20 protein-coding genes are annotated in these 25,927 nt (G+C 30.3%); 16 read left to right on the forward strand and 4 right to left on the reverse strand.

Going from position 1 to position 25,927, the window contains the following annotated elements; all coding sequences use genetic code 11:
- The first annotated feature begins 1 nt into the window (after nucleotide 1).
- The 5 genes from L3B96_RS16330 (at nucleotide 2) to L3B96_RS16350 (ending at nucleotide 6,748) form a co-directional block, all read left to right on the forward strand.
- Complete coding sequence (locus tag L3B96_RS16330; protein WP_023974889.1) at nucleotides 2-1,009, forward strand: ABC transporter ATP-binding protein; 1,008 nt, start codon at nucleotides 2-4, stop codon at nucleotides 1,007-1,009.
- Nucleotides 1,009-1,992 (forward strand): dipeptide ABC transporter ATP-binding protein, encoded by a 984-nt coding sequence (locus L3B96_RS16335; RefSeq protein ID WP_012061079.1) that lies wholly within the window; start codon nucleotides 1,009-1,011, stop codon nucleotides 1,990-1,992. Before L3B96_RS16330 ends, L3B96_RS16335 begins: the two co-directional genes overlap by 1 nt.
- Nucleotides 1,993-2,139: 147 nt before the next feature.
- Nucleotides 2,140-3,798 carry a peptide ABC transporter substrate-binding protein gene (locus L3B96_RS16340; protein WP_017212263.1) on the forward strand — a complete coding sequence of 553 codons (1,659 nt, stop codon included), beginning with the start codon at nucleotides 2,140-2,142 and terminating at the stop codon, nucleotides 3,796-3,798.
- 767 nt (nucleotides 3,799-4,565) lie between these two features.
- On the forward strand, nucleotides 4,566-5,474 hold the full coding sequence (locus L3B96_RS16345; RefSeq protein ID WP_238948083.1) for a D-2-hydroxyacid dehydrogenase: 909 nt from the start codon (nucleotides 4,566-4,568) through the stop codon (nucleotides 5,472-5,474).
- A gap of 17 nt (nucleotides 5,475-5,491) precedes the next feature.
- Nucleotides 5,492-6,748 (forward strand): DUF1015 family protein, encoded by a 1,257-nt coding sequence (locus L3B96_RS16350; RefSeq protein WP_077869676.1) that lies wholly within the window; start codon nucleotides 5,492-5,494, stop codon nucleotides 6,746-6,748.
- A gap of 587 nt (nucleotides 6,749-7,335) precedes the next feature.
- Here the strand turns inward: L3B96_RS16350 and L3B96_RS16355 are convergent.
- From L3B96_RS16355 to L3B96_RS16365, 3 genes are all read right to left on the reverse strand, one after another.
- A complete protein-coding gene (locus tag L3B96_RS16355; RefSeq protein ID WP_238948084.1) occupies nucleotides 7,336-8,541 on the reverse strand; it encodes an MFS transporter in 1,206 nt (401 codons plus the stop codon).
- Between the two features lie 19 nt (nucleotides 8,542-8,560).
- The gene (locus L3B96_RS16360) at nucleotides 8,561-8,992 is read right to left on the reverse strand and encodes a MarR family transcriptional regulator (protein ID WP_238900068.1); all 432 of its coding nucleotides are present in this window, start codon (nucleotides 8,990-8,992) and stop codon (nucleotides 8,561-8,563) included.
- Between the two features lie 365 nt (nucleotides 8,993-9,357).
- Nucleotides 9,358-10,281 (reverse strand): DUF2935 domain-containing protein, encoded by a 924-nt coding sequence (locus L3B96_RS16365; protein WP_238948085.1) that lies wholly within the window; start codon nucleotides 10,279-10,281, stop codon nucleotides 9,358-9,360.
- 160 nt (nucleotides 10,282-10,441) lie between these two features.
- On the opposite strand from L3B96_RS16365, the gene L3B96_RS16370 reads away from it, so the two are divergent.
- The 4 genes from L3B96_RS16370 to L3B96_RS16385 all read left to right on the forward strand — a co-directional run bounded on the left by L3B96_RS16370 (nucleotide 10,442) and on the right by L3B96_RS16385 (nucleotide 15,880).
- Nucleotides 10,442-11,782 (forward strand): potassium channel family protein, encoded by a 1,341-nt coding sequence (locus L3B96_RS16370; protein WP_238948086.1) that lies wholly within the window; start codon nucleotides 10,442-10,444, stop codon nucleotides 11,780-11,782.
- Nucleotides 11,783-11,989: 207 nt separating this feature from the next.
- Entirely contained in the window at nucleotides 11,990-12,583 is a 594-nt protein-coding gene (locus tag L3B96_RS16375) for a TetR/AcrR family transcriptional regulator (RefSeq protein WP_238948087.1), read from the forward strand.
- A gap of 80 nt (nucleotides 12,584-12,663) precedes the next feature.
- Nucleotides 12,664-13,485 (forward strand): nitroreductase family protein, encoded by an 822-nt coding sequence (locus tag L3B96_RS16380; RefSeq protein ID WP_077869675.1) that lies wholly within the window; start codon nucleotides 12,664-12,666, stop codon nucleotides 13,483-13,485.
- A 388-nt stretch (nucleotides 13,486-13,873) separates the two neighbouring features.
- The gene (locus tag L3B96_RS16385) at nucleotides 13,874-15,880 is read left to right on the forward strand and encodes a methyl-accepting chemotaxis protein (protein ID WP_238948088.1); all 2,007 of its coding nucleotides are present in this window, start codon (nucleotides 13,874-13,876) and stop codon (nucleotides 15,878-15,880) included.
- A gap of 111 nt (nucleotides 15,881-15,991) precedes the next feature.
- Here the strand turns inward: L3B96_RS16385 and L3B96_RS16390 are convergent, their stop codons facing one another.
- Complete coding sequence (locus L3B96_RS16390; RefSeq protein ID WP_017212255.1) at nucleotides 15,992-16,684, reverse strand: 5'-methylthioadenosine/adenosylhomocysteine nucleosidase; 693 nt, start codon at nucleotides 16,682-16,684, stop codon at nucleotides 15,992-15,994.
- 433 nt (nucleotides 16,685-17,117) lie between these two features.
- Here L3B96_RS16390 and L3B96_RS16395 point away from each other — a divergent pair, with 433 nt between their 5' ends.
- The 7 genes from L3B96_RS16395 to L3B96_RS16425 all read left to right on the forward strand — a co-directional run bounded on the left by L3B96_RS16395 (nucleotide 17,118) and on the right by L3B96_RS16425 (nucleotide 25,405).
- On the forward strand, nucleotides 17,118-17,879 hold the full coding sequence (locus L3B96_RS16395) for a tRNA threonylcarbamoyladenosine dehydratase (RefSeq protein ID WP_017212254.1): 762 nt from the start codon (nucleotides 17,118-17,120) through the stop codon (nucleotides 17,877-17,879).
- A 179-nt stretch (nucleotides 17,880-18,058) separates the two neighbouring features.
- Nucleotides 18,059-20,857: a sigma-54-dependent transcriptional regulator gene (locus tag L3B96_RS16400; protein ID WP_238948089.1), complete on the forward strand. Its 2,799-nt coding sequence runs from the start codon at nucleotides 18,059-18,061 to the stop codon at nucleotides 20,855-20,857.
- A 213-nt stretch (nucleotides 20,858-21,070) separates the two neighbouring features.
- Nucleotides 21,071-21,493 (forward strand): mannose/fructose/sorbose PTS transporter subunit IIA, encoded by a 423-nt coding sequence (locus L3B96_RS16405; RefSeq protein WP_031276367.1) that lies wholly within the window; start codon nucleotides 21,071-21,073, stop codon nucleotides 21,491-21,493.
- 74 nt (nucleotides 21,494-21,567) lie between these two features.
- On the forward strand, nucleotides 21,568-22,059 hold the full coding sequence (locus L3B96_RS16410; protein WP_023976850.1) for a mannose/fructose/sorbose PTS transporter subunit IIB: 492 nt from the start codon (nucleotides 21,568-21,570) through the stop codon (nucleotides 22,057-22,059).
- A gap of 148 nt (nucleotides 22,060-22,207) precedes the next feature.
- Nucleotides 22,208-22,999, forward strand: coding sequence for a PTS mannose/fructose/sorbose transporter subunit IIC (locus L3B96_RS16415; RefSeq protein WP_012061062.1), 792 nt, complete (start codon nucleotides 22,208-22,210; stop codon nucleotides 22,997-22,999).
- A 21-nt stretch (nucleotides 23,000-23,020) separates the two neighbouring features.
- Complete coding sequence (manZ, locus tag L3B96_RS16420; RefSeq protein WP_012061061.1) at nucleotides 23,021-23,842, forward strand: PTS mannose transporter subunit IID; 822 nt, start codon at nucleotides 23,021-23,023, stop codon at nucleotides 23,840-23,842.
- Nucleotides 23,843-24,457: 615 nt separating this feature from the next.
- Entirely contained in the window at nucleotides 24,458-25,405 is a 948-nt protein-coding gene (locus L3B96_RS16425; RefSeq protein WP_238948090.1) for a GNAT family protein, read from the forward strand.
- Nucleotides 25,406-25,927 lie beyond the last annotated feature (522 nt).

Below are 25,927 nucleotides of genomic sequence, written 5' to 3' on the forward strand. Positions count from 1 at the left end.
TATGGAAAGATTATTGGATGTAAAAGACCTACAAACTTCCTTTAAAACTAGTGCTGGTGAAGTACACTCAGTAAGAGGAGTATCCTTCTACTTAGAAAAAGGAGAGGCATTAGGAATAGTTGGGGAATCAGGTTGTGGTAAAAGTGTTACTATGATGTCTATCATGAGACTTCTAGCTGACAATGGAAAAATTGTTGGTGGAGAAATACATTTTAATGGAAAAGATATCTCTAATATTAGAGAATCTGAAATGGAAACTATAAGAGGTAATGATATAGGAATGATTTTTCAGGATCCTATGACATCATTAAATCCAGTATATACAATAGGTGAGCAATTAATGGAGCCTCTTTTAAAACATAGAAAAATTAGTAGAGCAGAAGCAAAAAAGGAAGCTATAAAGATGCTTGGATTAGTTGGAATTCCAAGTCCTGAAAAGAGAATGAAACAATACCCTCATGAATTTTCAGGTGGTATGAGACAGAGAGCAATGATTGCTATGAGTTTAATTTGTGAGCCAAAGCTTATTATTGCAGATGAACCAACAACAGCATTAGATGTTACTATTCAAGCTCAAATTTTAGATTTAATGAAAGATTTAAGAGAAAAACTTAATACTGCAATTATATTAATAACTCATGACTTAGGAGTTGTTGCAGATGTTTGTTCAAGGATAAATGTAATGTATGGCGGGGTAATAGTAGAGACTGGAACAACAGAAGACATATTTTATAGAGGGAAACATCCGTATACATGGGGACTTCTAAGAAGTGTGCCAAATCCTAAGGAAGATATAAAGGAAAAGCTTATTCCAATTGAAGGGCAACCACCAGATTTATTAAATCCACCAGTTGGATGTCCGTTTGCAGCTAGATGTGACTATGCAATGAAGATATGTATTCAAAAGCAGCCTCCATTATTTGAAGTAGGAGCAAAACATCAAGCAGCATGTTGGTTATGCCATGAGGATGCACCGGAAGTTGAATCACCTATAAGGAGGATAAAGTAGTGGAAGCTAATAAAGATATAATTTTAGAAGTTAAAGACTTATGTAAATACTTCCCTGCAAAAAAGGGCTTATTTAAAGGCAATAGCTATGTTAAAGCTGTAGATAGAGTTTCATTTACAATTAAAAAGGGAGAGACTTTAGGACTTGTAGGTGAATCTGGTTGTGGTAAGACAACTACAGGAAGAACAATACTGAAGCTTTATGAGCCAACATCAGGACAAATAATATTTAATGGAAAAGATATAACAAAGAATTCAGTAAAAGAAATGGTTCCGTTAAGAAAAGAAATGCAGATGATATTTCAAGATCCATATGCATCTTTAAATCCAAGAATGACTGTTGGGGACATAATTGGAGAAGCTATAGATATTCATAAATTGCTAACAGGTGAAGCAAGAACAGAAAGAATAAGAAGTTTATTATCAAAAGTTGGGCTTGCTAGTGATCATATAAATAGATATCCACATGAATTTTCAGGTGGGCAAAGACAAAGAATTGGTATTGCAAGGGCATTAGCTGTTGAACCATCACTAATAGTTTGTGATGAACCTATATCAGCGCTGGATGTTTCTATTCAAGCTCAAGTTATAAATATGCTTGAAGAGCTTCAAGAGGAACTCGGGTTAACTTATCTATTCATAGCGCATGATCTTTCAATGGTTAAGCATATATCAACTCATATTGGAGTTATGTATCTTGGAAGAATGGTTGAAAAGGGAGAAAGTAATAAAGTTTACTCTGAAGGATTACATCCATATACACAAGCATTGCTTTCAGCAGTACCAATACCGGATCCAGATGTGGCTAAGAATAGCAAAAGAATAGTACTTGAAGGAGATATTCCATCGCCAATAGATCCACCGCCAGGATGTAGATTTAAAGGTAGATGTAAATATGCAAAGCCAATTTGCTCAGAAGTTGATCCAGAGTTAAAGGAAGTAAAACCAGGTCATTTCGTGGCATGCCACTTGTACGATAACTAATGTTTATCAAGAAAAGTGATTAGTTAAAATTTAATAATGATTAAGAAATAAAAAAAAAATTAGATATTTAGCATACTGTTAAAGAATTTTGGGAAAAATGATTTAAACAGATATAAATAATAAATAATAAATTAAGGGGGAATATAAATGAAAACAAGCAAAGTAAAACAACTTTGTGCAGTAGCTTTAGCAGCAACACTTGGAATGTCAATCTTAGTTGGTTGTGGTTCAAATAAAGGTGGAGATAAAGCAGCTGCAAGTAAACAAGAAATAACTTATAATTTAGGAGCAGATCCAAGAACTTTAGATCCAGCATTGTGTACGGACACTACTGGAACTACTGTATTAGCAAATGCTTTTTCAGGTTTAGCTGAATTAGACGAGAATGAAAAGGCGATTCCAGGTCAAGCCGAAAAATGGGATGTGTCTGATGATAAACTAACATATACTTTCCATTTAAAAAAGGATCTTAAATGGTCAAATGGAGATCCAGTTAAAGCAAGCGATTATGAATATGAGTGGAAGAGATTATTAAATCCTGAAACTGCTTCAGAATACGCTTATGCATTATACTATCTTAAAGGTGGAGAAGCTTATAACAAAGGAAAAGGAAATGCGGATGCTGTTGGGGTAAAGGCAACTGATGATAATACACTAGTTGTTACTTTAGAAGCTCCATGTCCATATTTCTTAGAGTTAACAGCACAATCATACTACTTCCCAGTAGATCAAAAGGTTGTTGAAAGTAATAAAGATTGGGCAAATGATGCAAAGACATTAGTTTCTAATGGTCCATTCAAAATCACAAATTATACAATAAAAGACTCAGTAGTTTTAGAAAAGAACGAAAATTACTATGATAAAGATAAAGTTAAACTTGATAAGTTAAACCTAAAATTTGTTGCAGAAGAAACATCAGCATGGGCAAGTTATAAATCAGGTCAATTTGATGTAGTTGATACAGTTCCAAAATCTGATGTACAAGGTGCTTTAAAAGATGGAAGTGCTAAGTCATTCCCTAATTTAGCAACATATTTCTTATCAATAAATGTTTCAGATAAGGCAAAAGCTGTAGATCCAAATGCTGCTAAGGTTTTAAGTGATCCAAAGGTAAGAAAGGCTTTAAATCTTGCAATTGATAGACAATCAATTGTTGATAATGTTACTAAGGCTGGCCAAATTCCTGCTCATGGTATTGTAGGAAAAGGAATTATAGGTCCAGATGGAAAAGACTATACAGAAAAAACTACTTATTTTGATCCAAAGGGAAATGTAGAAGAAGCTAAAAAATTATTAGCTGAAGCTGGATATCCAGATGGTCAAGGATTACCAACACTTCAACTACTTTATAACCCAGAGTCCGGTCACGGTGATACAATGCAAGCAATTCAAGATATGTGGAAAAAGATAGGCGTGAATGCTGAACTTCAAAGCCAAGAATGGAAAGTATTCTTAACAACAAGAGTTCAAAAGCAATTTGAGCTTGCAAGAGATGGTTGGAATGCTGATTATGTCGATCCTATGACTTTCTTAGATATGTTCCAATCAACATCAGATCAAAATAATTGCGGATATAACAATCCATCATATGATGCCTTAATTGATGCTGCAAAGAAAGAATTAGATCCACAAAAGAGATTTGATATAATGCATCAAGCAGAAGATATGTTAATGAATGATATGCCAGTTATTCCTTTATACTATTACACTAGAACAATAGGTATAAAAGATTATGTTAAAGGCGCTAGAGTATCTGTAATGAACACTATCTACTTTAAAAATGCTTATGTAGAAGGTAAAAAATAATAAACTTTAGTTAAATAAATTGAAAGAGCTACTTTAAAATATGCTTATGTTTTAAAGTGGTTCTTTTATTTTTTAGGAAGATATAATTAAATTAAATCCGAAGATAGCTCTTAAAAATAATAGAAATACGCAATCTCAAAAGTGGAGCATGTCACTATAAAGAAAACTATTTAATATATTCTGCTGCAAGCGATTTTTACGTTTCCAGCTGAATTAAGTATAAGTACTCGATTACTAGGATTTTGAAAATATATACTTTAAGATTTATATTAAGCAATTTTTAAGACATATTTACATAGATTTAACAGTATAAAAGCATCAATATTAAAATCATAATTTGGCCCATAAAGTATTGAATTAAAGCCAAATAAGTAGTAAAATAAAAAAGATAGGATTTAAGAAGTGAAATAAATATTCCAAGTCCAAGGATAAAATTTAAAGTTTATTATAGAGTAATTTATATGGTGCAGAAGCTTAGAATTATATAGAAATATAAGGAATTTAAGTCTATGCAATTTTTTTAGCTCTACAATTCAGATAAGTTTAATAGGATATGGAAATTGGATATTGTTTATGGTACTTTAGTAGTGGAATTATAATTAATTGTGTGAATTTATGTTAGCTATTATGAAAAGGCGGATAATTTATCTGACTAATAATATTAGTAGTTAATAACTATGATATAACAATTAGTTATTGTTTGAAGCTTATAAATTTTATTAGAAATATTAGCAATAAGCGTATTTAAATTAAGGGGGATTTTAAACATGATCAAAGTATTAACAAACGACGGATTAGAAAATGCGTCAATTGAGGCATTGAATGGATTGGGAGTAGAAGTTGTCAATGAACACTTTAACCAAGATATATTGGGGGCGAAATTAAAGGAATTTGATGCAGTTGTTATTAGATCAGCTACTAAGCTTACAGCTGATGTATTTGAAGCAGAAGCAGGCGGAAATTTAAAATTGGCTATTAGAGCTGGTGTTGGAATAGATAACATAGATATTCCTGCTGCAGAGGGAAAAGGAGTAACAGTAAGAAATACTCCATCAGCAAGCTCGGATTCAGTTGCAGAACTTGCAATTGGTCATATGTTTGCACTTGCAAGATTTATTGCGATATCTAACTACACTATGAGAAATGGTGAATGGAATAAAAAGAAATATGAAGGAACTGAAATTGCGGGTAAAACACTTGGAATCGTTGGAATGGGAAGAATAGGTCAATCTTTAGCTAAAAAGGCAACTGCTTTGGGTATGAAGGTTGTATATTATACAATTGAAGGAAGACATGATGATTTAGATTATGATTTTGTATCTTTAGAAGAAGTATTAAAGGTTTCAGATTTTATTTCACTTCATGTACCTTATGATAAAGCGGCTGGTTCACTAATAGGAAAAAAAGAATTGGAATTAATGAAGAATACAGCATATCTTATTAATTGTGCTAGAGGTAAGGTTGTTGATGAAGCAGCATTAATAGAAGCACTTAATAAAGGTGAAATTGCTGGAGCTGGTATTGATGTATTTGAAGAGGAGCCAACTAAGAATGAAGAATTAATTAACCATCCAAAAGTTAGTGCTACCCCACACATTGGAGCTGCAACTAAAGAAGCTCAAACAAGAATAGGTGAAGAAGTAGTTTCAGTAATAAAGGAATTCTTTAATCTATAATTTAGGAGGAATTTTTGATGGCGATAGTTAAAGCTTTTAGAGGAATTAGACCAGTTAAGGAATTAGCTTCAAAAATAGCAGCTTTACCATATGATGTAATGAGTAGTGATGAAGCAAGAGAAATGGTGGTTGGAAATCCACACTCATTTCTCCACGTTGATAGACCAGAAATAGATTTAGATCCAGAAATAGATGTACATGATCCTAAAGTATATGCAAAGGCTAAAGAGAATCTTGATAGAATGATAAGAGATGGAGAATTTATTCAAGATGAGGAACCTTGTTTATACATATATAGGCAAATAATGAATGGAAGATCTCAAACAGGAATTGTATTCTGTGCATCTATAGATGATTATATGAATAATATAATTAAAAAACACGAGTTTACAAGGGCGGATAAGGAACAGGATAGAATTAATCATGTTGATTATTGTGATGCAAATACTGGGCCAATTTTCTTAACATACAAGGAAGATCAAATTGCATCAGAAATAATAGATGCTTGGATTCAGAATGAAAGTAAAAGAAAACCTATATATAATTTCGTAGCCGAAGATGGTATAACGCACATTGTATGGGTTGTAGATAATGAAATTATTATAGACGAAATAGTTGACCTATTTAAGGAAATAGATTATTTATATATTGCAGATGGTCATCATAGATCGGCTTCCGCTGTAAAAGTTGGGCTTAAGAGAAGAGCCGAAAATCCAAATTATACTGGTGAGGAAGAGTTTAACTATTTCTTAGCGGTTGCATTCCCTGATAATGATCTAATGGTTATGGATTATAACAGAGTTGTTAAAGATTTAAATGGAATGACTAAAGAAGAATTGATTACGAAGTTAGAGGAAAACTTTATTGTAACTAAATCTGAAAATAATGTGCCTGTAAAGCCTGCTAAGAAGCATACATTTGGGATGGATGTTGAAGGAGAATGGTATTTATTAGAGGCAAAAGATGGGACGTTTGATGAAAATAATCCTATAGCGCAACTTGATGTTGCAATTCTTCAAAGTAATGTACTAACACCGATCTTAGGAATTGAAGATGTCAGAACATCAGATAGAATTGACTTTATAGGCGGTATCAGAGGAATCAAAGAGCTTGAAAAAAGAGTTAATTCAGATATGAAGATTGCTTTTTCTATGTATCCAACAGAGGTTCATGACATTATGGATGTTGCTGATATTGGAGAGGTAATGCCACCAAAATCAACATGGTTTGAGCCTAAATTAAGAAGTGGATTATTTATTCATGAATTAAAATAGTTCTCCTCGTCCAAAAAAGATCGCCCAAGAAATAAAAAAGATTGACTACGTGGCGGAGCAGTAAAAAAGAGAACTCAAAATAGAATAAAAGATAGAGCATAAAAGCGAGTAGAACACAGCCTTCGGGTCGGTTTTCTTAATTCGAATTTATGCTCTTTTTTCCTTAAAAATAAAGTTGTGTTCAGTTTGTATTTAATGAAAAATAAATATATTTAAAAAGGAATCTACGTTTATAGAAAACTATTTAAAAATGTAAATATTTAAATAGAAAAATATAAACATATGTAAATATTTATAGGAAACATCAAGGTTTCAGCCTAGTATATTTATATAGGTGTCACGTTAAAATAATCTTATTCCTTTTCCTATGTCCCTTTTTCTGTTTAGTTTTCTGCAAAACTTATTATAAAAAAACTGTGATTAATGTGGATATATCTAAAGTAAAAAGGAATGTTTTGTGGATAAATTTATACAGGCCTTAAATAAGATAAAAGGATTCAGAATTTAATAGATAGAAAATTAGAATTGATAAAGGAACTGAAGGATGTTAGCAAAGTGGAATTCCACTAATGCAACAACCCTTTAATTTAAGAAAGTTTCTCTTCTATAATTTCTGGTTCTTCAGAATTATCTATAAAAACATAATAGGAGTATATTAATAAAAGCAAAATTATAAAAATAGCAGAAAATCTATACATAATTGCATAACTTTTATGCTCAGCAATGAAACTTAGAAGAATTGATCCAAGTGTGTAGGATAAATCCATGGAAGATAAGAAAGTTCCGTTGGCAGCTCCTTGCCTATTAGAAGGAGATCGGTTTACAGCCCAAGCCTGAAGAGAAGGCTGAACGGCACCATACCCAAGTCCGTAGAATAAGGAGGAGAGTATAAGCATTAAAATAGAGTTTGCATAGGAGAGAGTTATAAGACCTATTATTAAGCAAATTGAGCCGGGTAATATTACTACAGCATGTCCTTTTTCATCAAATATTTTTCCAACAAGAGGCCGTGTTATTAAAATCATTGCAACAAATCCAATAAAATAAATCCAAATAGAGGATATTTTTAGCTCCTGCCCGTATAACATTATATAACTCATAATTCCACATAATGTGATTACAAGAAAAAAGCATAATAAAGAAGGCAAGGCCGCTTTTTTTTCAAAGGAATCTTTTAATGAGCATTTGGAAATCGTATTAGATGTTGAAGAGATTTTTATAGTTGATTTAACTTGACTGAGAAATATAATACCAATGCCTACTAAAGTTATTGAAATAAGAACAATATTTTTAAAACTGTATAAATTCATTATTAATATTGCAATCATAGGGGATAATGCCATGGATATTATCATTGAAAGAGAATAGTAGCCCATGCCCTCACCGCGTTTCTCTTTTGGCACAATATTAGAAAAAATTGCAGCAGCACCAGTAGAAGCAAGTCCCCAACCTATACCTTGAATAACGCGGACTAATATTATTGAATCTATTGGAAGCCAGATATATGATAGTGTGCTTACAGCAAGTATTAGAGCGCCTAAAAGCAGTAGAGGTTTGATTTCGATCCTATCCATAATATTGCCTATGAATAATCTAACAAGTAAAGAAGTTATTGAAAATGTACTTACAACTAGACTAGCTTCTAAATTATTACCGCCACATAGCTTGGCATATGCAGGAAGAGTTGGAGTTAACATATAAAAAGCTAAGTATATAAATAAATTTGAAAGTAGCATAAATATATAATTTTTGGTCCAAAGTTTTGATGTATTAAAATGATTTTTTATTTCCATATTGATTCCTCCTTTTGTATTATAAGCTATTTATATTTTTATCAATTTTTAAAAGAACTGCATTATATACTTCCAGTTTTTCAAGAGATATGTCTTTAAGTAATTTATTAAATAAATCTTCTAAAAAAGGAGAAACCTCTCCAACAAGATTTAAACCACTATCTGTTATATGGATTTCAAAAGAACGTCTATCCTCTTTGCTTGGATGTCTTTCAATAAAAGCCTTTCTTTCAAGTATATCAAGTATTCTAGCTAAAGTGGATTGGTCTTTGCCTGAAACTTCAGCTAAAAGTTTCTGACTTATTTTATTTTGTTTAGAGAGTTTTAATAGTACTGTCCATTGCTCGGTTGTAATATTAAATTTTTCTAACTTATTATTTAGATAAGATGTTAATTTTTTAGAAACTTTATTTGTTAACATTCCAATATCTTGATCATAGGATTCAAACATATAATTACCTCCAGTAAATAAAGTTGTTGTAAATATAATTGTTTTACAAATAATTGCTACAACAACTAATTATAAGTATATTTGAAAAAAAAATCAAGACTAATTTGATTATAGAATAAAAACTATAATGAAAAAAAATTATTAATAATAAAAAGATCCACATTATAAACAAAGTTATCAACAGATTCTGTTGATAACTTTGTTTATAATGTGTGAACAATAGCATAAATATTTAATACTTATGCCACTTTTATATTTAATTGATAAAGATATGTTCTACTGATCAATCGAGAGATATATTTAGACGGAATTAATTTAACTGTCTTGTCTATTTTGAGTTATAAATTACTTAAAATTAAATGAATTTAAATGTTGCTGAAGGATTTTAATAAGTTTATATAGTGATTTGATTCTCTAAGAACATGATCAGCAAAGAGTGGTAGAATTATTGATTTTATTTTGCAAGTTAAAAGGCCTTCAGTACTCTGGGCTTTGAAATTTCTGAGATTAGTGGCTGCACTTAAGGTAGTCTCGGTAAGTTCGGACAAATCTTCTGCGGATTTATCCATATCAGAAGCCTCATCTCTCAATGCCTCGAATTCTTTTCCGAAATTATTAGCTATATTGAATAATTCTACTTCGGTAGGATCTAGCATTCCTCTAATAGTAAATGAATGTTCTGCTAACTTATCATCCCAAAAGTTTTCAAGTATTAGTATATCTCTCTTAGTACCAATTCCGACACCACTTTGCAATCGTGTTAGAAGTTCTGTAAATATTATTGCTTCACTAAGCACATGGTTTAGAACTGCAGGGTATAAAGTCGTAAATACCTTACAAGATAGAACATCATTTCTAAGTTTTGTTTTAAATTTAATAATCATATTAGTTGCAGCTATAGACTGGTGGTTAAGCATATATACATTATCGGTCAACATAGATGTATCACTATTTCTCATGCCAGATATTAATGACTTTTCTATAGAAGTTATATTAGAGTCTATAAAGATTCCAGTAGCAAATTGAGTAGCCTTTTCGGCATCCATTGTATATTTTGTGATTATTTCATTGGAATCTAATGTTTCGAAAGGGATAACTCCATCTGATAGTAATATGGCACGAGAGAGTAACGTTGTAAATTCATTTTTAAAGGCATCAGCTTGACTTATAAGATCTTTGTTCTTTGGTGGTAGGGCTGCTTCAATAAATATCGAATGTTCTCGCATAATTCTTAGAAAGAATAAGTTTAATTCTAAAGATTGGTTAATAAACTCTTGTTTTGATAGCATTTTCTACTCCTGAATATATTCTTTATATCTTTATTAATATATTCAAAAATAAAAATTAAGTGATATATTAATTTTTATCAATTCGCATTATTATGGAAGCTGGGTGGTAAATAATATATAATAAAATAAAAGTTATATATACTTTAGGATGAGGTAGATAATGAATAAAGAAATAGTAACTAAAGGCTTCGATGAATTAGAGCTAGGAAAAGATATTAAAGAAACAGATGATTTTATATTGATTGATAAAGATGGAGTTATATTGGAATATAGGGTCATTTCTACAGAGCAAGAGTTATTGGAATATCTTGATGACCATAAAGGTCATACGGAAAATAGAAGTGGCTTATTAGTGACATTTGAATGTAATAATATTTTAGGAGAATTTTATAATACTATATTTTTAAAGAAATTTAGATTTGATAGCTATTCTAATCTCAAAATGGATAGTCATTTACGACTGATACTTAATAATTGTGAATTTGTTGAGGATATAGAATTATTAGGGGGAGATTATAAAAGAATAAAAATCAATAATTGCATAATAAGAAATAACATGTTTATAAGGTTCATAAACTGTGATAAGTTAAGAATAAGTGAAACTGTGGTTAAAGAAATCATAATAGTGGAGAATTCTGAGGTTGGAAAGTTCTATGGAAATGCATCTATATTTAAAGAAAATTTGCTTTTTCAAGAAGTTAACATACTGAATGATTTTATCCTTGACAAAATTAAAGGAGAAAAGGAATTATGCTTTGTTGATTGTAGATTTGAAGGATTAAGCAAGTTGGAGTTAGATATAAATGGGGAATTAAGTTTTTTGCAGTGTTCTTTTTATAAAAAATCAGAAATTAATTTTGATGATATTAAAGGTAAGTTTAGTCTGTATAAAACTAATTTCTCAGATAAATGTTATCTGGAATATGAACTATTGGAAAACAAAAAGTACAAGCCTCTAATTTTTGACAATGACTTTAAGAAAACAAAATGGAACTTTTTGATCGTATCAGATATATATAAATCTAGTGGAAGGATAGATCAATACCTTGAAACGCTTTATTATTTTAAGAAGTATGAGAGATTAGAGAGAAAAAGTAAAAATAAAGGTAATTTTAATTTGCTGTATTATTTAATTGGCATAACTACAAAGTACTATACAAGTTGGGAGAGAACATTATTGTCTATGGTAGTAGTGATTGTTTCATTTTTTCTACTATACTGTTTCTTTCCTAATTTGCTGATGTGTAAGGATGTTCAATTGAATTCAAAAAATCTATTCATAACAGTATTTGAAATGCTTAAGAATTCGAATTTTGATGCTAATTTTTTAATTAGTAAGTTTGGTAATACATTATATTTTACAATAATAACATTTACAACCGTTGGATATGGTGATATAATCCCGCTAAACTGGATGAAGATGGCTGTTAGTTTAGAGTCATTCTTGGGAGTGTTTTTTACATCGAGCTTTGTAGTATCTCTATCAAGAAGATTTATGTGATGAAAGTAAATATGTTAATTTCAAAGTTAAAGTCTTAAAATTAACTCTTGAGAACTTATGAATATCAATAAAAAAATCACTGCATTTTTGCGGTGATTTTTATTTATCAAAGTTCATTAGCTTGACAAATAGTTATTGAATAGTATACTGTATGTTATACAGTATGGTGTTCAATATGCAGAGCCTATAATAATAGGAGGTGAAAACATGGGAGAAAATGATGCTAAAGAAAAGTTGATAGATGTTACTATACATATGATATGTGAAGGCAAAAAGCCTAGTGAAATTACCGTAAAAGATATTACTGAGAAGGCAGGACTTGGCAATGGAATGGTAAACTATCATTTTCAGAGTAAAGATAATTTAATTCGTGTAGCAGTAAAAAAGGTTATGAGTTGTGCAACGAGATCTTTAAGTGAGAAAATGAAATCAAAGAGTAATGAATCATCAATTTATAGACTCACCTTCATATTAAAAGAAGTTGCAAACTTTATTGCAGATAATTCTGAAATTTCTAAAATTGCGATTTTAGATGACTTAGAGAATAATCAGATGACAGCACATTTACTAGGGTCAGAAGAGGAATACAATAAGTGCCTTAGGGAACTTTATGGAGATGACACGCATAAATTTTGGGTTAAGAACTACTTAATTGCAGGATATTTAAATTACATATTTTTAAAGGCAGAAAATATAAAGAATGAAATGGGATTTGATTTCTATAAAAAAGAGGATAGAGAAAAAGCAATTGAGAATTTAGTTAATGAATTAGTCAATTGTAATATGTCTAAGATGAAATAGGCAGGCAAATTTATATAAATATATTGTGAATACTTAAAAATAATAATAGATAAATTTAATATAAAAGGAGTAATTATACTATGATGATTGTAGATAAAGAAAAGTGTGTGGGATGTGGACTTTGTGTTAAAGATTGTTTTCCTAATGATATTGAAATAAATGGGAACAAGGCAGAAATTAAAAATGTTAGATGTATGAAGTGTGGACACTGTATTGCAGTTTGCCCTAAAGGAGCAGTATCTACAGATGAATATAATATGGAAGATGTAAAAGATTATAATGAGTCTGAGTTTAAGATAGAATCGGAGAAACTTCTTAATTTTATTAAATTTAGGAGAACTACAAGACAATTTAAAGATAAAGAAGTAGAAAAAGAAAAGATATTAAAAATTATTGAGGCTGGTAGATTCACTCAAACTGGAACTAATAGTCAAAATGTTTCATATGTAGTTGTGGAAGATAATATTGAATTATTGAAGGAATTGGCTTTAAAAAACTTAAAAACTAGAGGGGAAGAAATACTTAAAAATCTAAATCCACAAACTTTACCTTTCAAGAGATATGCACAAATGTGGATTAAAATGTATAATGACTATAAAGAGGATTCTAAGAAGAATGATAAATTATTTTTTAATGCACCTGCGTTAATTCTTGCAGTTTCAGACTCGACTGTAAATGCTTCTTTAGCGTCATCTAATATGGAGCTTATGACTAATGCTTTAGGCCTTGGAACATTTTTTAGTGGATTCTTTACAATGGCAGCACAGGGAAATGATGAAATAAGAGACTTACTTGGTTTAAAAGGTAAAGAAGAAATTGTAACATGTATGGTTGTTGGATATCCTAATGTGAAATATGTTAGAACTGTTCCAAGAAGAGATGCAAATATCTCTTGGAAATAGGAATTAATATTATATAGTAAAAATAGAGTTATCTTAGATTGGGTTCCCGGTATAAGATGACTCTATTTTTATTGATAAAAAATTAAAGATCTTTGTAATCCAGCCTAATTATTTATGATAATAAAATAATTAGGCTGGATTAAATATTAAATTAGCTTAACATTTATCTTTGCAAGTAAAAGTGAATATTAAAATCAAGGATATTCAATTAGCTTATTTTCGACTACTTGAATATAGTAAAATACAATGTTATCATGAAAATATTATATTTAGCCTATTAAGTTATATTATTACAGATAAGTTGTGTTTATATTTACTATTTGTAGTATTATGTATATTAATGTAGTTAATTCTAGAGAAAGATAAAGTTTATAGGAGTGTTAATGAAATGAATAGGAATAGTAAGCTGTTTAGAAAGATAGTGATTGGAATTATCATTATGCTTCTACTCCCAACTGTAACTGTTGGATTAGTAGCAATTTTTAAGTCTGATGTTGTTTTGGAGAATAATTTGAAGACTACAAGTGTTCAAACTATTAAAGAAGTTGATAAAGGTTTTTCGCAATATCTAGAAATTTTGAATACTCAATTGAGAGTAATATCGAAAAATGCCGATATCAAAGATTTATCAAATCCGCAAGTAGATCATGCACTAATATCTAAATATGTACAAGGTATGTTTAAAGATACCAAGGATTCAATAAATGGAATTATTAATGCAGGATATGCAACTGAATATGGAGAGCTTGTATTAGATAGTGGAACGATGAATATTAATGATTTCAATTATAAAGAAAGGGAATGGTATAAGAAAGCTAAGGAAGCTGATGGAAAGGTTGTATACATAAAACCATATAAAGATAGCGTAACAGGAAAGCAAGTAATGACAGTTGCTCAAGCTGTTAAAGATAATAGTGGACAAATCACCGGGGTAATAGTAATAGATATGTCTTTAGATTCTATGCAAGAATATATTAGTAACATAAAACTACTGAATACGGGATTCATAGTACTAGTTGATAACGATGGAGATGTTGTAGCAAATAACAATAATAATAAAGAGATAGATGATAATATTAGTAAATTACCATTTTGGGAATCAGCTAAAAATGAAGAAAGAGGAGTATATAATTGGGAAAATAATGGGAAAGCATTTTATGCCTGTCAAGAAACAGATGCCTTAACAGGGTGGAAAATGGTAGGTATAATTGATGGCAAAGAAGTAACAAATAATGTTTTAACAATGAAGGTAACAGTTATTACTGCTAATTTATTATGTGTAATTATAGGAATAATTATAGCAATGATTTCAGCGTCGTATATTGTGAAAGAAATACATAAATTAAAAGAAGCGTTTAGTACAGTAGCCGAAGGAGACTTCAGTAAAAGAATAATTGTAACGGCTAAAGATGAATTCGCTGAGCTTGGAGATAACTTTAATTTTATGGTAGAGAATGTCTCGAAGTTATTGAAAGGAATTCAAAATACATCATCTGATTTATTAGAGGCATCAGGAAATATATCTAGTATGTCTGAGGAAACAACTGCATCAGTATCAGAAGTTTCAAATGCAATACAAGAAGTTGCAAATGGAGCTACAAATCAAGCGCAATCAGCAACAGCGGTTGCAACGAGTACTGAAGAATTATCGAATAGAATAGATGAAGTTGATGGAGAGACTAATCATATTAATGAGTTAGCTAGTGAAGCTGAGAAATTAGGTACTCAAGGATTATCTATACTTAATGACTTGATATTTAAAGCTGAAAAGTCTAAAGAAAATGCAATTAAGTCTGGTGGCATGGTTCATGAAATGGGAGAAAGTATAAATAAGATAAATTATATATCGGATGTAATAGCAGGAATAACTGAACAAACTAATCTTTTAGCTTTAAATGCAAGTATAGAAGCTGCAAGAGCTGGAGAAGCAGGAAAAGGCTTTGCGGTGGTTGCAGAAGAAATCAGAAAACTAGCAGAAGAATCAAAAAAATCTACAGATGAAATAAAAGCAATTGTTTCAGAAATAAATAGTAAGAGCGATTCTACTAAAATAGCTATGAAAGAAAGTAGAGAAATGTCACAGAAACAAGGACAAGCAATAAAGGAAACAGAAAGTATATTTAATAAAATAGTTGATTCTATAATTCCTTTAACAGGAGCAATAGAAAATATTAAGGTATTAAATGAAAAAATGAATTTAAATAAAGAGGAAGTTAAGACACAAATTGAAAATATAGCAGCGGTTTCAGAGGAATCAGCATCAATATCTGAAGAGGTTACAGCATCAGCTCAGGAAGTAAATGCAACAATGGCAGAATTAACAGAATATGCTGGCAATTTGCAGCAAATATCATATAAATTGCAAGAGGAATTAAAGATGTTTACTGTAGAATAGTATTTTAAATAGGAAGACATTGATATAAAGAAAGCCGTCTTTTATAAGTGTGTATAAATATATTTAGACACTTATAAAAGACGGCTTTCCCTATATAAGATATTATTTTTACTACATCATTTCTAACATTTGTTTTATTATTCTAGTAGAATTTTTAACTGCGATTGGTACAAATTTCTCATAATCCATATGAGCACCATTATTTGCGTTATCAGAAATAGATCTTATAACTACAAAAGGAATTGAGTTTAGATAGCAAACTTGAGCTATACTAGCGCCTTCCATTTCACAAGATATTGCTCCAAACTCCTGATCAAGCCAATGAATTTTTTCTATATTTGCTATGAATTGGTCACCAGAAGCGATTCTTCCTGTAAAACTATTTAATTCTGCAATTTTCTCGCATGCATTCTTAGCTATAGAAACCATTTCTTTATCACATTTAAAGTCAAATGTATCGAGTCTTGGAATCTGCCCAACCTTATCTCCGAAAGCTGTAGTATCCATGTCATGTTGAACTAAATTTTCAGCAACAACAATATCACCAGGATAAATTTCTTTTCCTATTCCACCAGCAACTCCTACATTAATAATTTTATCTACTTTGTATTCAGATGCTAATATTTGAGTGCAAATAGCTGAATTAACTTTACCGATACCGCAAACTACAGCTACAACATCTTTTCCATATAATTTTCCTTTGTGGAAAGTCATATTAGCCTTATCTTTTTTTTCTTCAATAGTTAAATCATTTAGTAATAGTTCTAATTCTTCTGCCATAGCAGCAATTATTCCAATAATCATATATAAAGTGAGCCTCCTAAAATAATTAATTAATAAATATGATATAACCTATGTATATATTTAATTATTATGTAAATTTATTGAGTAATATATAGAAACTAAAAATGAACAAGTTCTTAATATGAACGAAAGCAGTAAATTTCATCATATCTATACTAAATTCAATAAATTATAGTAAAATAAATATTTTGGTTAAACATATATGATACTTAATATATATTATAATCATTAGTTTGACAATTTAATAGATAAATTTGTAAAATTATTTGTGCACTCCATGTGAGGGTAAAAGAAAGGCTTTGGTATTAATTAACATATATATGTAAATAATCATTATTAAGGCTATAATATATAATAATTATACTGCCAATTTTCGATTGTTTTTGTGTTATAATATCAATTAAAAGTATAAGATAATAAGGAGAGAAAATTTATGACAGCACAACATTCTTTATCAAGAACTGAACTTTTGATAGGTAAAGATGGATTAGATAAATTAAAACATAGTAAAGTTATTGTTTTTGGAGTAGGTGGAGTTGGAAGCTACACTATAGAGGCTCTTGCAAGAGCAGGAGTAGGTGAGTTAATCATAGTTGATGATGATACTGTTTGCTTAACAAATTTAAATAGACAAGTGCATGCTACCTATAAGACAATAAGTCAACCTAAAGTAGAAGTGATGAAAGAAAGAATATTATCTATAAATAGAACATGCAATGTTATAACACATCAAATTTTTGTTACACAAGAAAATATAGAGTCTATAATTCCTGATGATGTAGATTATGTAGTTGATGCAATAGATACAGTGTCAGCTAAATTAGGTTTAGTAGAATATTGTTATAAAAAGGGCATAAGAATAATGAGTTCTATGGGAACTGGTAATAAATTAGATCCTACACAATTTAAAGTTACAGATATATTTAAGACAAAAATCTGTCCTTTGGCTAAGGTTATGAGATCTGAGTTACGTAAAAGAGGAATAGAAAAATTAAAGGTAGTATATTCAGAAGAGGTTCCGATAAAACCTAACTATGATGATGTTGTCACATGTAAAACAGGATGTGTTTGTACTGGTGGTACTAAGAAGTGCGCTATTAAAAGACAAATACCGGGAAGTATATCATTCGTTCCTCCGGTTGCAGGAATGATAATTGGTGGAGAGGTTATAAAAGATATATTAGAAATAAAGTAGTACTAGATTCAGGCATTGGTCTAAAAGCTTCAAGTATATGGTAAATTTATAGTAATTGATTTTAACTGACTCTTTTGGTTAAGTATATTGTATTTTTTTTAGTAAAAGGATACTATATATTTACTTGAAAGAGTTGGTTTTTTATTAATTATAGACAAATCTAAAAGAAGGTGAGCATCATGAAGCGTATTGATAGAATTTACAATTATATCGAAAATAACTCGAAAAAATTTACAAAGAATAAGCTCTTAGAAGTTAAAGGATTTAGCGCGCAAGAAATAGGAGAATATCTTGAAATATTAAGAAGTAACGTATCAAGGGAACTTAATACACTATGTAGAGATTCCAAAATTATCAAGATTAAAAATAGACCCGTTCTTTATTTCGATAGAAAAAGCTTTGAGGAAATATTATCTATAAAGTTACCAGACGATTTGGAAGAGATATTAGATATTATGGAATTTGCCTCAAGTGAAGATGTGGCAAGAGATGAAGAACAATCTCCTTTTAACTATTTAATTGGAGCTAATACCAGCCTAAAAAATCAAATCGAACAAGCAAAGGCTGCGCTCTTATATCCTCCTAATGGACTTCACACATTGATAATTGGAAGTACAGGAGTTGGGAAAAGCTTATTTGTTAATATAATGTACCAGTATTCAAAATATATAAAAAAGTTACCTGAAGATGCGCCTTTTGTTGTTTTCAATTGTGCGGATTACGCTAATAATCCACAATTACTTTTATCGTATATTTTTGGACATATTAAGGGGGCTTTTACAGGGGCTGATAAGGAAAAAGAGGGAATTGTTGAAAAGGCTGATGGAGGAATACTATTCTTAGATGAGATACATAGATTACCACCAGAAGGGCAAGAAATGATTTTCTATTTTATGGATACAGGAACCTATAATAAGCTTGGAGAAACAGATAGGCAGCGCAAGGCTAACGTATTGTTAATAGGTGCTACAACAGAAGATCCTAATTCTACATTACTAAATACTTTTATTAGAAGAATTCCTATAACCATAGTTATTCCTAACTTTGAAGAGAGATCATTACAAGATAAATTGGAACTTATACACTACTTACTTTCTAAGGAAGCTCAACGGGTAAATAAGACTATTAAAATTTCATCGGAATCGATAAAAGCATTAATTGGAAGTACAACATATGGAAATGTGGGTCAATTAAAGTCAAATATACAGCTAGTTTGTGCCACAGGATTTCTGAATTGCATGAATACAGATAAATGTATTGAGATAAATTTAGATTTACTACCAGAAAGCATGAGAAATGGGATACTTAATTTTGAAGGTAAAATAAAAGATGATTCCAATTTTTGGGGAAGGGTTCCTAGTACATTAGTGGTTAAACCTGATGGTAACAAAACTTTTTTAGAGACTGACGCTTATGAGCCACCATTTAATATTTACAATATTATAGAGGACAAGGCATTTGTTTTACAAGAAGAAGGTATGAGTGACCAGGATATTAAAAATTATATAACAACAGATATAAATGTTCATTTAAAGCAATTTTATGCTAGATTCAAGAATGATGCGTATCGTAGAGAAGGTTTACTGAAAATTGTTGATAAAGATATTGTTGATTTTGCTGAAGAAATAAAAATGTTAGCTGAAAATAGATTGAGCAGAAAGTTAAGTGATAGATTTATATATGCTATAAGCCTACATTTCAGCGCGTTATTTAATCGTATAAAGAAAAACACAGTATCATTTTCAACAAATATTGAGTTAACATTATCATCTAATAGTAAAGAATATGGAGTAGCTAAAGAGATTCATAAGTTAATAGAGGATAGATATAACTTAATAATTCCAGAAGTTGAAATAGAATATTTAGCTTTACTTCTAAGCTCAATACAAGAATTATCACATCAAGAAAGAGTTGGAATAGTAGTTGCATCTCATGGTACAAGCACTGCTACAAGCATGGTGGCAGTGGCTAAAAAACTTTTTGATGCAGATAATATTGCAGCAGTTGATATGCCGCTTGAAAGAAAACCTTCTGATATTATAGACAGTGTTATTGAAAAAGTTAAGCAAGTAGATGAAGGCAAAGGTGTATTACTTTTAGTAGATATGGGATCTTTAAATAGTTTTGGTGAAACTATAACGAAAAAGACCAAGATAAATATTAAGAGTATTGATATGGTATCAACGGCTCTAGTACTAGAAGCAGTCAGAAAATGCTCAATTTTTGATGCTGATCTAAATTCAGTATATTCATATTTAATTACTGATTTTAGAGGATATACTAATAATATGATGACAGAAGGTAAAATGGGAGAAGAGAATGCTATAATTACAATTTGCTCCACAGGTAAGGGCGCTGCGATTAAACTCAAAGAGTTAGTTGAAGCTGTAGCAAAGAATATCTCAATTAACGATAATGTTAGAATAATCCCAGTAGGATTAAATAATCTAAATGAGTCAATAAAACAGATTTCGCGGAAAAATAAAATTTTAGCACTTGTGGGAATAGCAAATCCTAATATGGGAATTCCCTTTATATCGATTGAAGAACTAATTGATGGATCTGGAGAAAATATTTTAAGAAATATAATTGAAGGAAAGGATATTAATCCGGTTATAAAAGGAGAAAATCAGATTGTTTTAAAAAATCTTTGTAAGCAAACTTTAACAGAGATTTTAACCTTTCTTAATCCTGAAAAGATATATTCGTTATTAGATGATTTTATAAAATCTATCGAAAAATCTTTGAATGTACATTATGAGAATCCAACTAAACTAAGAATTATGTTTCATGTTGCATGTGCATTAGAAAGGATGCTTTTAAATAATGGACTGGTATATGATTCATCTGATTCAGAATTAAATCCAAGATATCTGGAAGTGTTAAGAAGAGCAAATTTAATATTTAAAGAAGCTTTATCAATAGAGCTGACGGATGATGAGCTATACTATATGATTGATGTTATAGATGTGTGTTAAATTTAGTTTATATAAGAAAAATAATGTGTCAAAATACAATTAAAAGTGTGTCAAATAATACTTTAGAGTGTCAAGGTGAAAACTTATCCGCATTGTATGCGTTTAGAATTCATGTTTGGAGAAAGGTGTTTGTTGACACACTTTTTTGGCATGGGAATTGCTAGGTATATTGGTATAGAAATAATATATGTAGCAGGAAAGGATGATGAAATAATGATAGCAGTAATCATAGGTACTCATGGTATATTCTCGGAAGAAATCCTTAAATCAGCTGAAATGATTTTTGGAGTCCAAGAAAATGTGGGAAGTGTTACTTTTCAGCCAGGCGAGGGTATAGATGCTCTAGTTGAAAAATACAATTCACTTATAGAAAAAATGAATTCAACAGATGGCGTATTGTTCATGGTAGACCTTTTTGGAGGAAGTCCATTTAATGCAGCGAGCATAATTGCAATGAAGCATGAGAATATGGAAATTGTGACAGGTGTTAATCTCCCAATGATATTAGAGGTTCTAGGAAGTAGAGATTTTTCAAGTGTGTCAGAACTTTTATCAATTGCAGAAAATTCGGGAAAGGAGGCTATAAGAACTTTATCTAAAAATATTGCAGAGGATTTAGATGATGAGATAATATAGCAACCTATGATTAGTTAGTATAAGAATTACATGAATTTAATTATAATATGAAATTTGAAAGGTGAGATATAAAGATGGAAATTAGTTTTGTAAGAATAGATGACAGATTAATACATGGACAAGTTGCAACAGTTTGGACAAAGTATAGTGGATGCAATAGAATATTTGCCTGCAGTGATGAAGTTGCAGCAGATGACTTAAGAAAACAATTAGTAATTCAAGTAGCGCCTCCAGGGATAAAAGCATATGTGCTTCCAATAGCAAAGGCAATTGAAGCATATAATAATCCTAAATTTGACAGTTTTAAAACTTTATTCTTATTTACAAACCCTACAGATGTATTAAGAATGGTTGAAGGTGGAGTACCTATTAAATCTGTAAACGTTGGAGGAATGTGCTATAAGGCTGGAGATAAACAGGTTACAAATGCATTATGCATGAATGATGTTGATATTGAGGCATTTAAAAAGCTTAATGAAAAAGGCATCGAATTAGAGGTGAGGAAACTAGCAAAAGATCCTAAAGTAAATTTGATGGACAAATTTAAAGAATTACAACTTATATAGACATAAATTTTACCTAAAACCAAAGATAAGATCCTTTAAAAACTCTTAGATTTTGATAGAAGGAATAATAAATCCTGTTAAAAGATTAGATATATAAAATTTAAAAAAGTTTTTATATATAAATTAAAAGAAAGAGGGGAATTTACAAATGAGCACTTTACAATTAATTTTATTAGTAATAGTTGCAGCAATTACTGGTATGGCAAGTGTACTTGATGAGGCACAATTTCATAGACCAATAATTGCATGTACATTGGTTGGACTTGTACTAGGGGATATTAAAACAGGAATTATACTAGGTGGAACACTTGAAATGTTAGCATTAGGATGGATGAATGTTGGTGCAGCTATGGCACCAGATGCGGCACTTGCAAGTGTAATTTCAGCAATACTTGTTATAATCGGTAAACAATCAATTGGAGCAGGTATAGCAGTAGCAGTACCAATTGCAGCCGCAGGACAAGTTCTTACTATATTTGTGAGAACAATAACTGTATTTTTCCAACACTTAGCTGATAAATATGCTGAAAAGGGTAACACAAGAGGAATAGAAATGTGTCATATACTAGGGTTATCACTTCAAGCAATACGTGTAGCGATACCAGCAGCCATAGTAGGAGTACTTGCAGGAACAGATGCAGTAAATGCAGCACTTGCAGCTATACCACAAGTTATTACAAGAGGACTTCAAGTGTCAGGTGGATTTATAGTAGTTGTTGGTTATGCAATGGTAATGAATATGATGAATAGTAAATCATTACTACCATTCTTCTTCATTGGATTCCTATTAGCAGCATTTACAAACTTCAATTTAATTGGTTTTGGTGCTGTAGGTGTTATTGCAGCAATATTCCATATAAAATCAATAGCTAATGAAGGTAAAGTAGCAGTAGCTGGAACAGGAAGTATTGATGATATTGATGATTCAGAGTTAATGTAAGTACAGAAAGGAGATAAAATAATGAGTGAAAAGAAATTAAATAAAAGTGATATAGTAAAAATGTTTATCCGTTCAAATTTCTTATTGGGATCATTTAATTTTGAAAGAATGCAAGCAATAGGTTTTTGTGTTACATTAATTCCAGCTTTGAAGAAATTATATAAAGGTGACGAATTAAGTGCAGCACTTAAAAGACATTTAGAATTCTTTAATACACAACCATTTATGGCAACGCCAATTATGGGGATAACAGCTGCCATGGAAGAACAAAAGGCAAATGGGGCAGATATAGATGAGGCATCAATAAGTGGTGTTAAGATTGGTCTTATGGGACCACTTGCCGGAGTTGGAGACCCAATATTCTGGGGAACACTAAGACCTGTACTTGCAGCATTAGGGGCAGGACTTGCACTTACAGGAAGTATAATTGGACCATTAATTTTCTTCATAGGATTCAATGCAATAAGACTTGCAACAAACTGGTATGGAATGTTCTATGGATATGAAAAAGGAACTCAATTAGTTGCTGATATGGGAGGAAATAAACTTAGATATCTTACAGAAGGTGCTTCAGTACTTGGATTACTTGTTATAGGTGGTCTTGTTTCAAAATGGACAACTGTTAATATACCTTTTGTGCTCTCTAAATATACACAAGCTGATGGAAAAGAAGTAGTTACAACTATTCAAAGTGTACTAGACAGCTTAATGCCAGGATTAGTTCCGCTTTTACTAACATTTTTATGTATGTATCTATTAAAGAAGAATGTGAATCCATTAATAATAATCTTTGGATTATTTGCAGTAGGTATTTTGGGCGTAGCTTGTGGAATATTACAGTAGATATATAAATATCAAATAAATAAACGGTTAAATTAGATAATATAGTAAACTTCCTTAAAAATAGAACCCGCAATATATTAGCATGGTATGTAGAAATATCAACAATATATTGTGGGTTTTGTGTATAAGTATGTACTAAATCCGACTTTTGTGGATAAAATTTATGTATTAGGTCTAAGTATATAGCTACAATAGTAAATTTGCATTTGATATCTGAATAATGTAAGTTCACAATCAAGATTAAATCTAGAAAACCAATATTAGTATATATGGTGCTATAAAAATATGAATTATATAATCTCTTATATGTTTTAAAAAGAGAGGGTTATTTATGAAACTAGAGTATAATTATATTGCTTTTCTAATTATCAATTTTTAGTTAGTGTAAGAAGGGTGTATAGGGTTATGAGGTGGCACTATATGTAACCAGTAATAATCTTCTATATAGAATTTAGAGAAATATAATTGATAAGAGTAACTAAGATTACAGCAAAAAGGAAAATTAAAATAAGTGTTGAATGATTATATAGGAATGTTGAATAGTGAAATTGAAAATAATAAATAATGGATTAAGAATCGAGAAGAGAGATTTTCACAATTGTAGAGGGGAATTATATGGAATCAAACATGAAAGTAAAGATACAAGGAAATAGATCGAATAAAACAGAATATTTAATAAGAGATATAGATGATATTATCATTGGTAGATTCAGTACTGATGAATTAACTGGTAGAAGCAAAACATGCAACGTCAATCTTAAGTTCTATAGAGAATATAATTATGAATTATTAAGTGATACACTATCGCTTATATTAAAGGGAATATTTAAAGATTCGAATATTTTTAAGGTTAACATAAAAGTTCTTGAAAAAATAGACTTAACTGCATTTTTAGATTTAGGTTTTACTCTAGAAGGAATATTTAATGAAAATGAATATTTTCAAGGTGAATATCTTGATGAACTGTCATTTGGTATAACTAGAATTGAATATGACCAAATGTGCAGATATTCATTAGTGGAATTAAAAGGGGAAAATATAATTCTTAGAAATCTGACTCCTAGCAATGCTCAAGAAATGTTAGATTATTATAAAAGAAATAAAAATTACTTGGCTCCGTTCGAACCAAGTAGAGATAGTGATTTCTACACAGTTGAGACACAAAGAAAATTGTTAAATAAGAGTTATAAGGAATTTTTGAATGGGACAAGTGTAGATTTGGGGATTTTTAAAGGAGAAAAATTGATTGGGAAGATAAAACTTTCACGAATTATATATGGATCGTTGAAGAATGGCATATTAGGTTATTCAATAGATGAAAATGAGCAGGGGAATGGCTATATGCAAGAGAGTGTAAAACTGTTACTAAATTATGCGTTTAAAGAATGTGGTCTTCATAGAATAGAAGCATCAGCTTTGATAAATAACAAAAAATCCAAAAATGTATTAACTAAATGTGGATTCAGATTAATTGGAGTAAATGAAAAATATCTATTAATTAATGGAAAGTGGGAGGATCATGAGACCTATTATATATTAGAAGAATACTTAAATAACTATTAACTATACCTAGCGTATCAATAGTAGAAATGAGAAGAAAAATGGAGTTTAGTATAGGTTTTAAGATTTAAATGGTATAAATGATGGTTTTTGCCAGAATGGCTAATGGACTATGTGTTAAGATAAAACACGTCGCTAAGAGACATGAACAAAACAACTTAAGACTGAAAAGATTTTAATAAAGAAGAAATTAAAAGTTTTCTACGAAAGTTGTTGACAATGTCGAATGGTGATGATATGATAAAATCCTCGCTAAGAGATGTAAGATTAATAACTTAAAGCTAATAGAACTACTGAAAAATGAGTTCAAAAAGTTTTTTGAAAAAGTTGTTGACAAGCTTCGAAAGCGGTGATATACTGAGTAAGCTGTCAGAAACGACAGATAACAACAAAACATTACAACAGTAGTTGTAAGAAAGAAAAATTGGTCTTTGAAAATTGAACAGAATGATATAAATACATTTAAGTAAACCAGCAATTTTTATTTGAGTAAGCTAAGATTAAACTTTTTATTGAGAGTTTGAT

The organism is Clostridium sp. YIM B02569 (assembly GCF_022320765.1).
Taxonomy (GTDB): Bacteria; Bacillota; Clostridia; order Clostridiales; family Clostridiaceae; genus Clostridium; species Clostridium beijerinckii.

Coding starts and splice junctions, on each gene's coding strand:
- L3B96_RS16330 (WP_023974889.1), top strand. CDS start 2: ATGGAAAGATTATTGGATGTAAAAGACCTACAAACTTCCTTTAAAACT.
- L3B96_RS16340 (WP_017212263.1), top strand. CDS start 2,140: ATGAAAACAAGCAAAGTAAAACAACTTTGTGCAGTAGCTTTAGCAGCA.
- L3B96_RS16345 (WP_238948083.1), top strand. CDS start 4,566: ATGATCAAAGTATTAACAAACGACGGATTAGAAAATGCGTCAATTGAG.
- L3B96_RS16350 (WP_077869676.1), top strand. CDS start 5,492: ATGGCGATAGTTAAAGCTTTTAGAGGAATTAGACCAGTTAAGGAATTA.
- L3B96_RS16355 (WP_238948084.1), bottom strand. CDS start 8,541: ATGGAAATAAAAAATCATTTTAATACATCAAAACTTTGGACCAAAAAT.
- L3B96_RS16360 (WP_238900068.1), bottom strand. CDS start 8,992: ATGTTTGAATCCTATGATCAAGATATTGGAATGTTAACAAATAAAGTT.
- L3B96_RS16365 (WP_238948085.1), bottom strand. CDS start 10,281: ATGCTATCAAAACAAGAGTTTATTAACCAATCTTTAGAATTAAACTTA.
- L3B96_RS16370 (WP_238948086.1), top strand. CDS start 10,442: ATGAATAAAGAAATAGTAACTAAAGGCTTCGATGAATTAGAGCTAGGA.
- L3B96_RS16375 (WP_238948087.1), top strand. CDS start 11,990: ATGGGAGAAAATGATGCTAAAGAAAAGTTGATAGATGTTACTATACAT.
- L3B96_RS16380 (WP_077869675.1), top strand. CDS start 12,664: ATGATGATTGTAGATAAAGAAAAGTGTGTGGGATGTGGACTTTGTGTT.
- L3B96_RS16385 (WP_238948088.1), top strand. CDS start 13,874: ATGAATAGGAATAGTAAGCTGTTTAGAAAGATAGTGATTGGAATTATC.
- L3B96_RS16390 (WP_017212255.1), bottom strand. CDS start 16,684: ATGATTATTGGAATAATTGCTGCTATGGCAGAAGAATTAGAACTATTA.
- L3B96_RS16395 (WP_017212254.1), top strand. CDS start 17,118: ATGACAGCACAACATTCTTTATCAAGAACTGAACTTTTGATAGGTAAA.
- L3B96_RS16400 (WP_238948089.1), top strand. CDS start 18,059: ATGAAGCGTATTGATAGAATTTACAATTATATCGAAAATAACTCGAAA.
- L3B96_RS16405 (WP_031276367.1), top strand. CDS start 21,071: ATGATAGCAGTAATCATAGGTACTCATGGTATATTCTCGGAAGAAATC.
- L3B96_RS16410 (WP_023976850.1), top strand. CDS start 21,568: ATGGAAATTAGTTTTGTAAGAATAGATGACAGATTAATACATGGACAA.
- L3B96_RS16415 (WP_012061062.1), top strand. CDS start 22,208: ATGAGCACTTTACAATTAATTTTATTAGTAATAGTTGCAGCAATTACT.
- manZ (WP_012061061.1), top strand. CDS start 23,021: ATGAGTGAAAAGAAATTAAATAAAAGTGATATAGTAAAAATGTTTATC.
- L3B96_RS16425 (WP_238948090.1), top strand. CDS start 24,458: ATGGAATCAAACATGAAAGTAAAGATACAAGGAAATAGATCGAATAAA.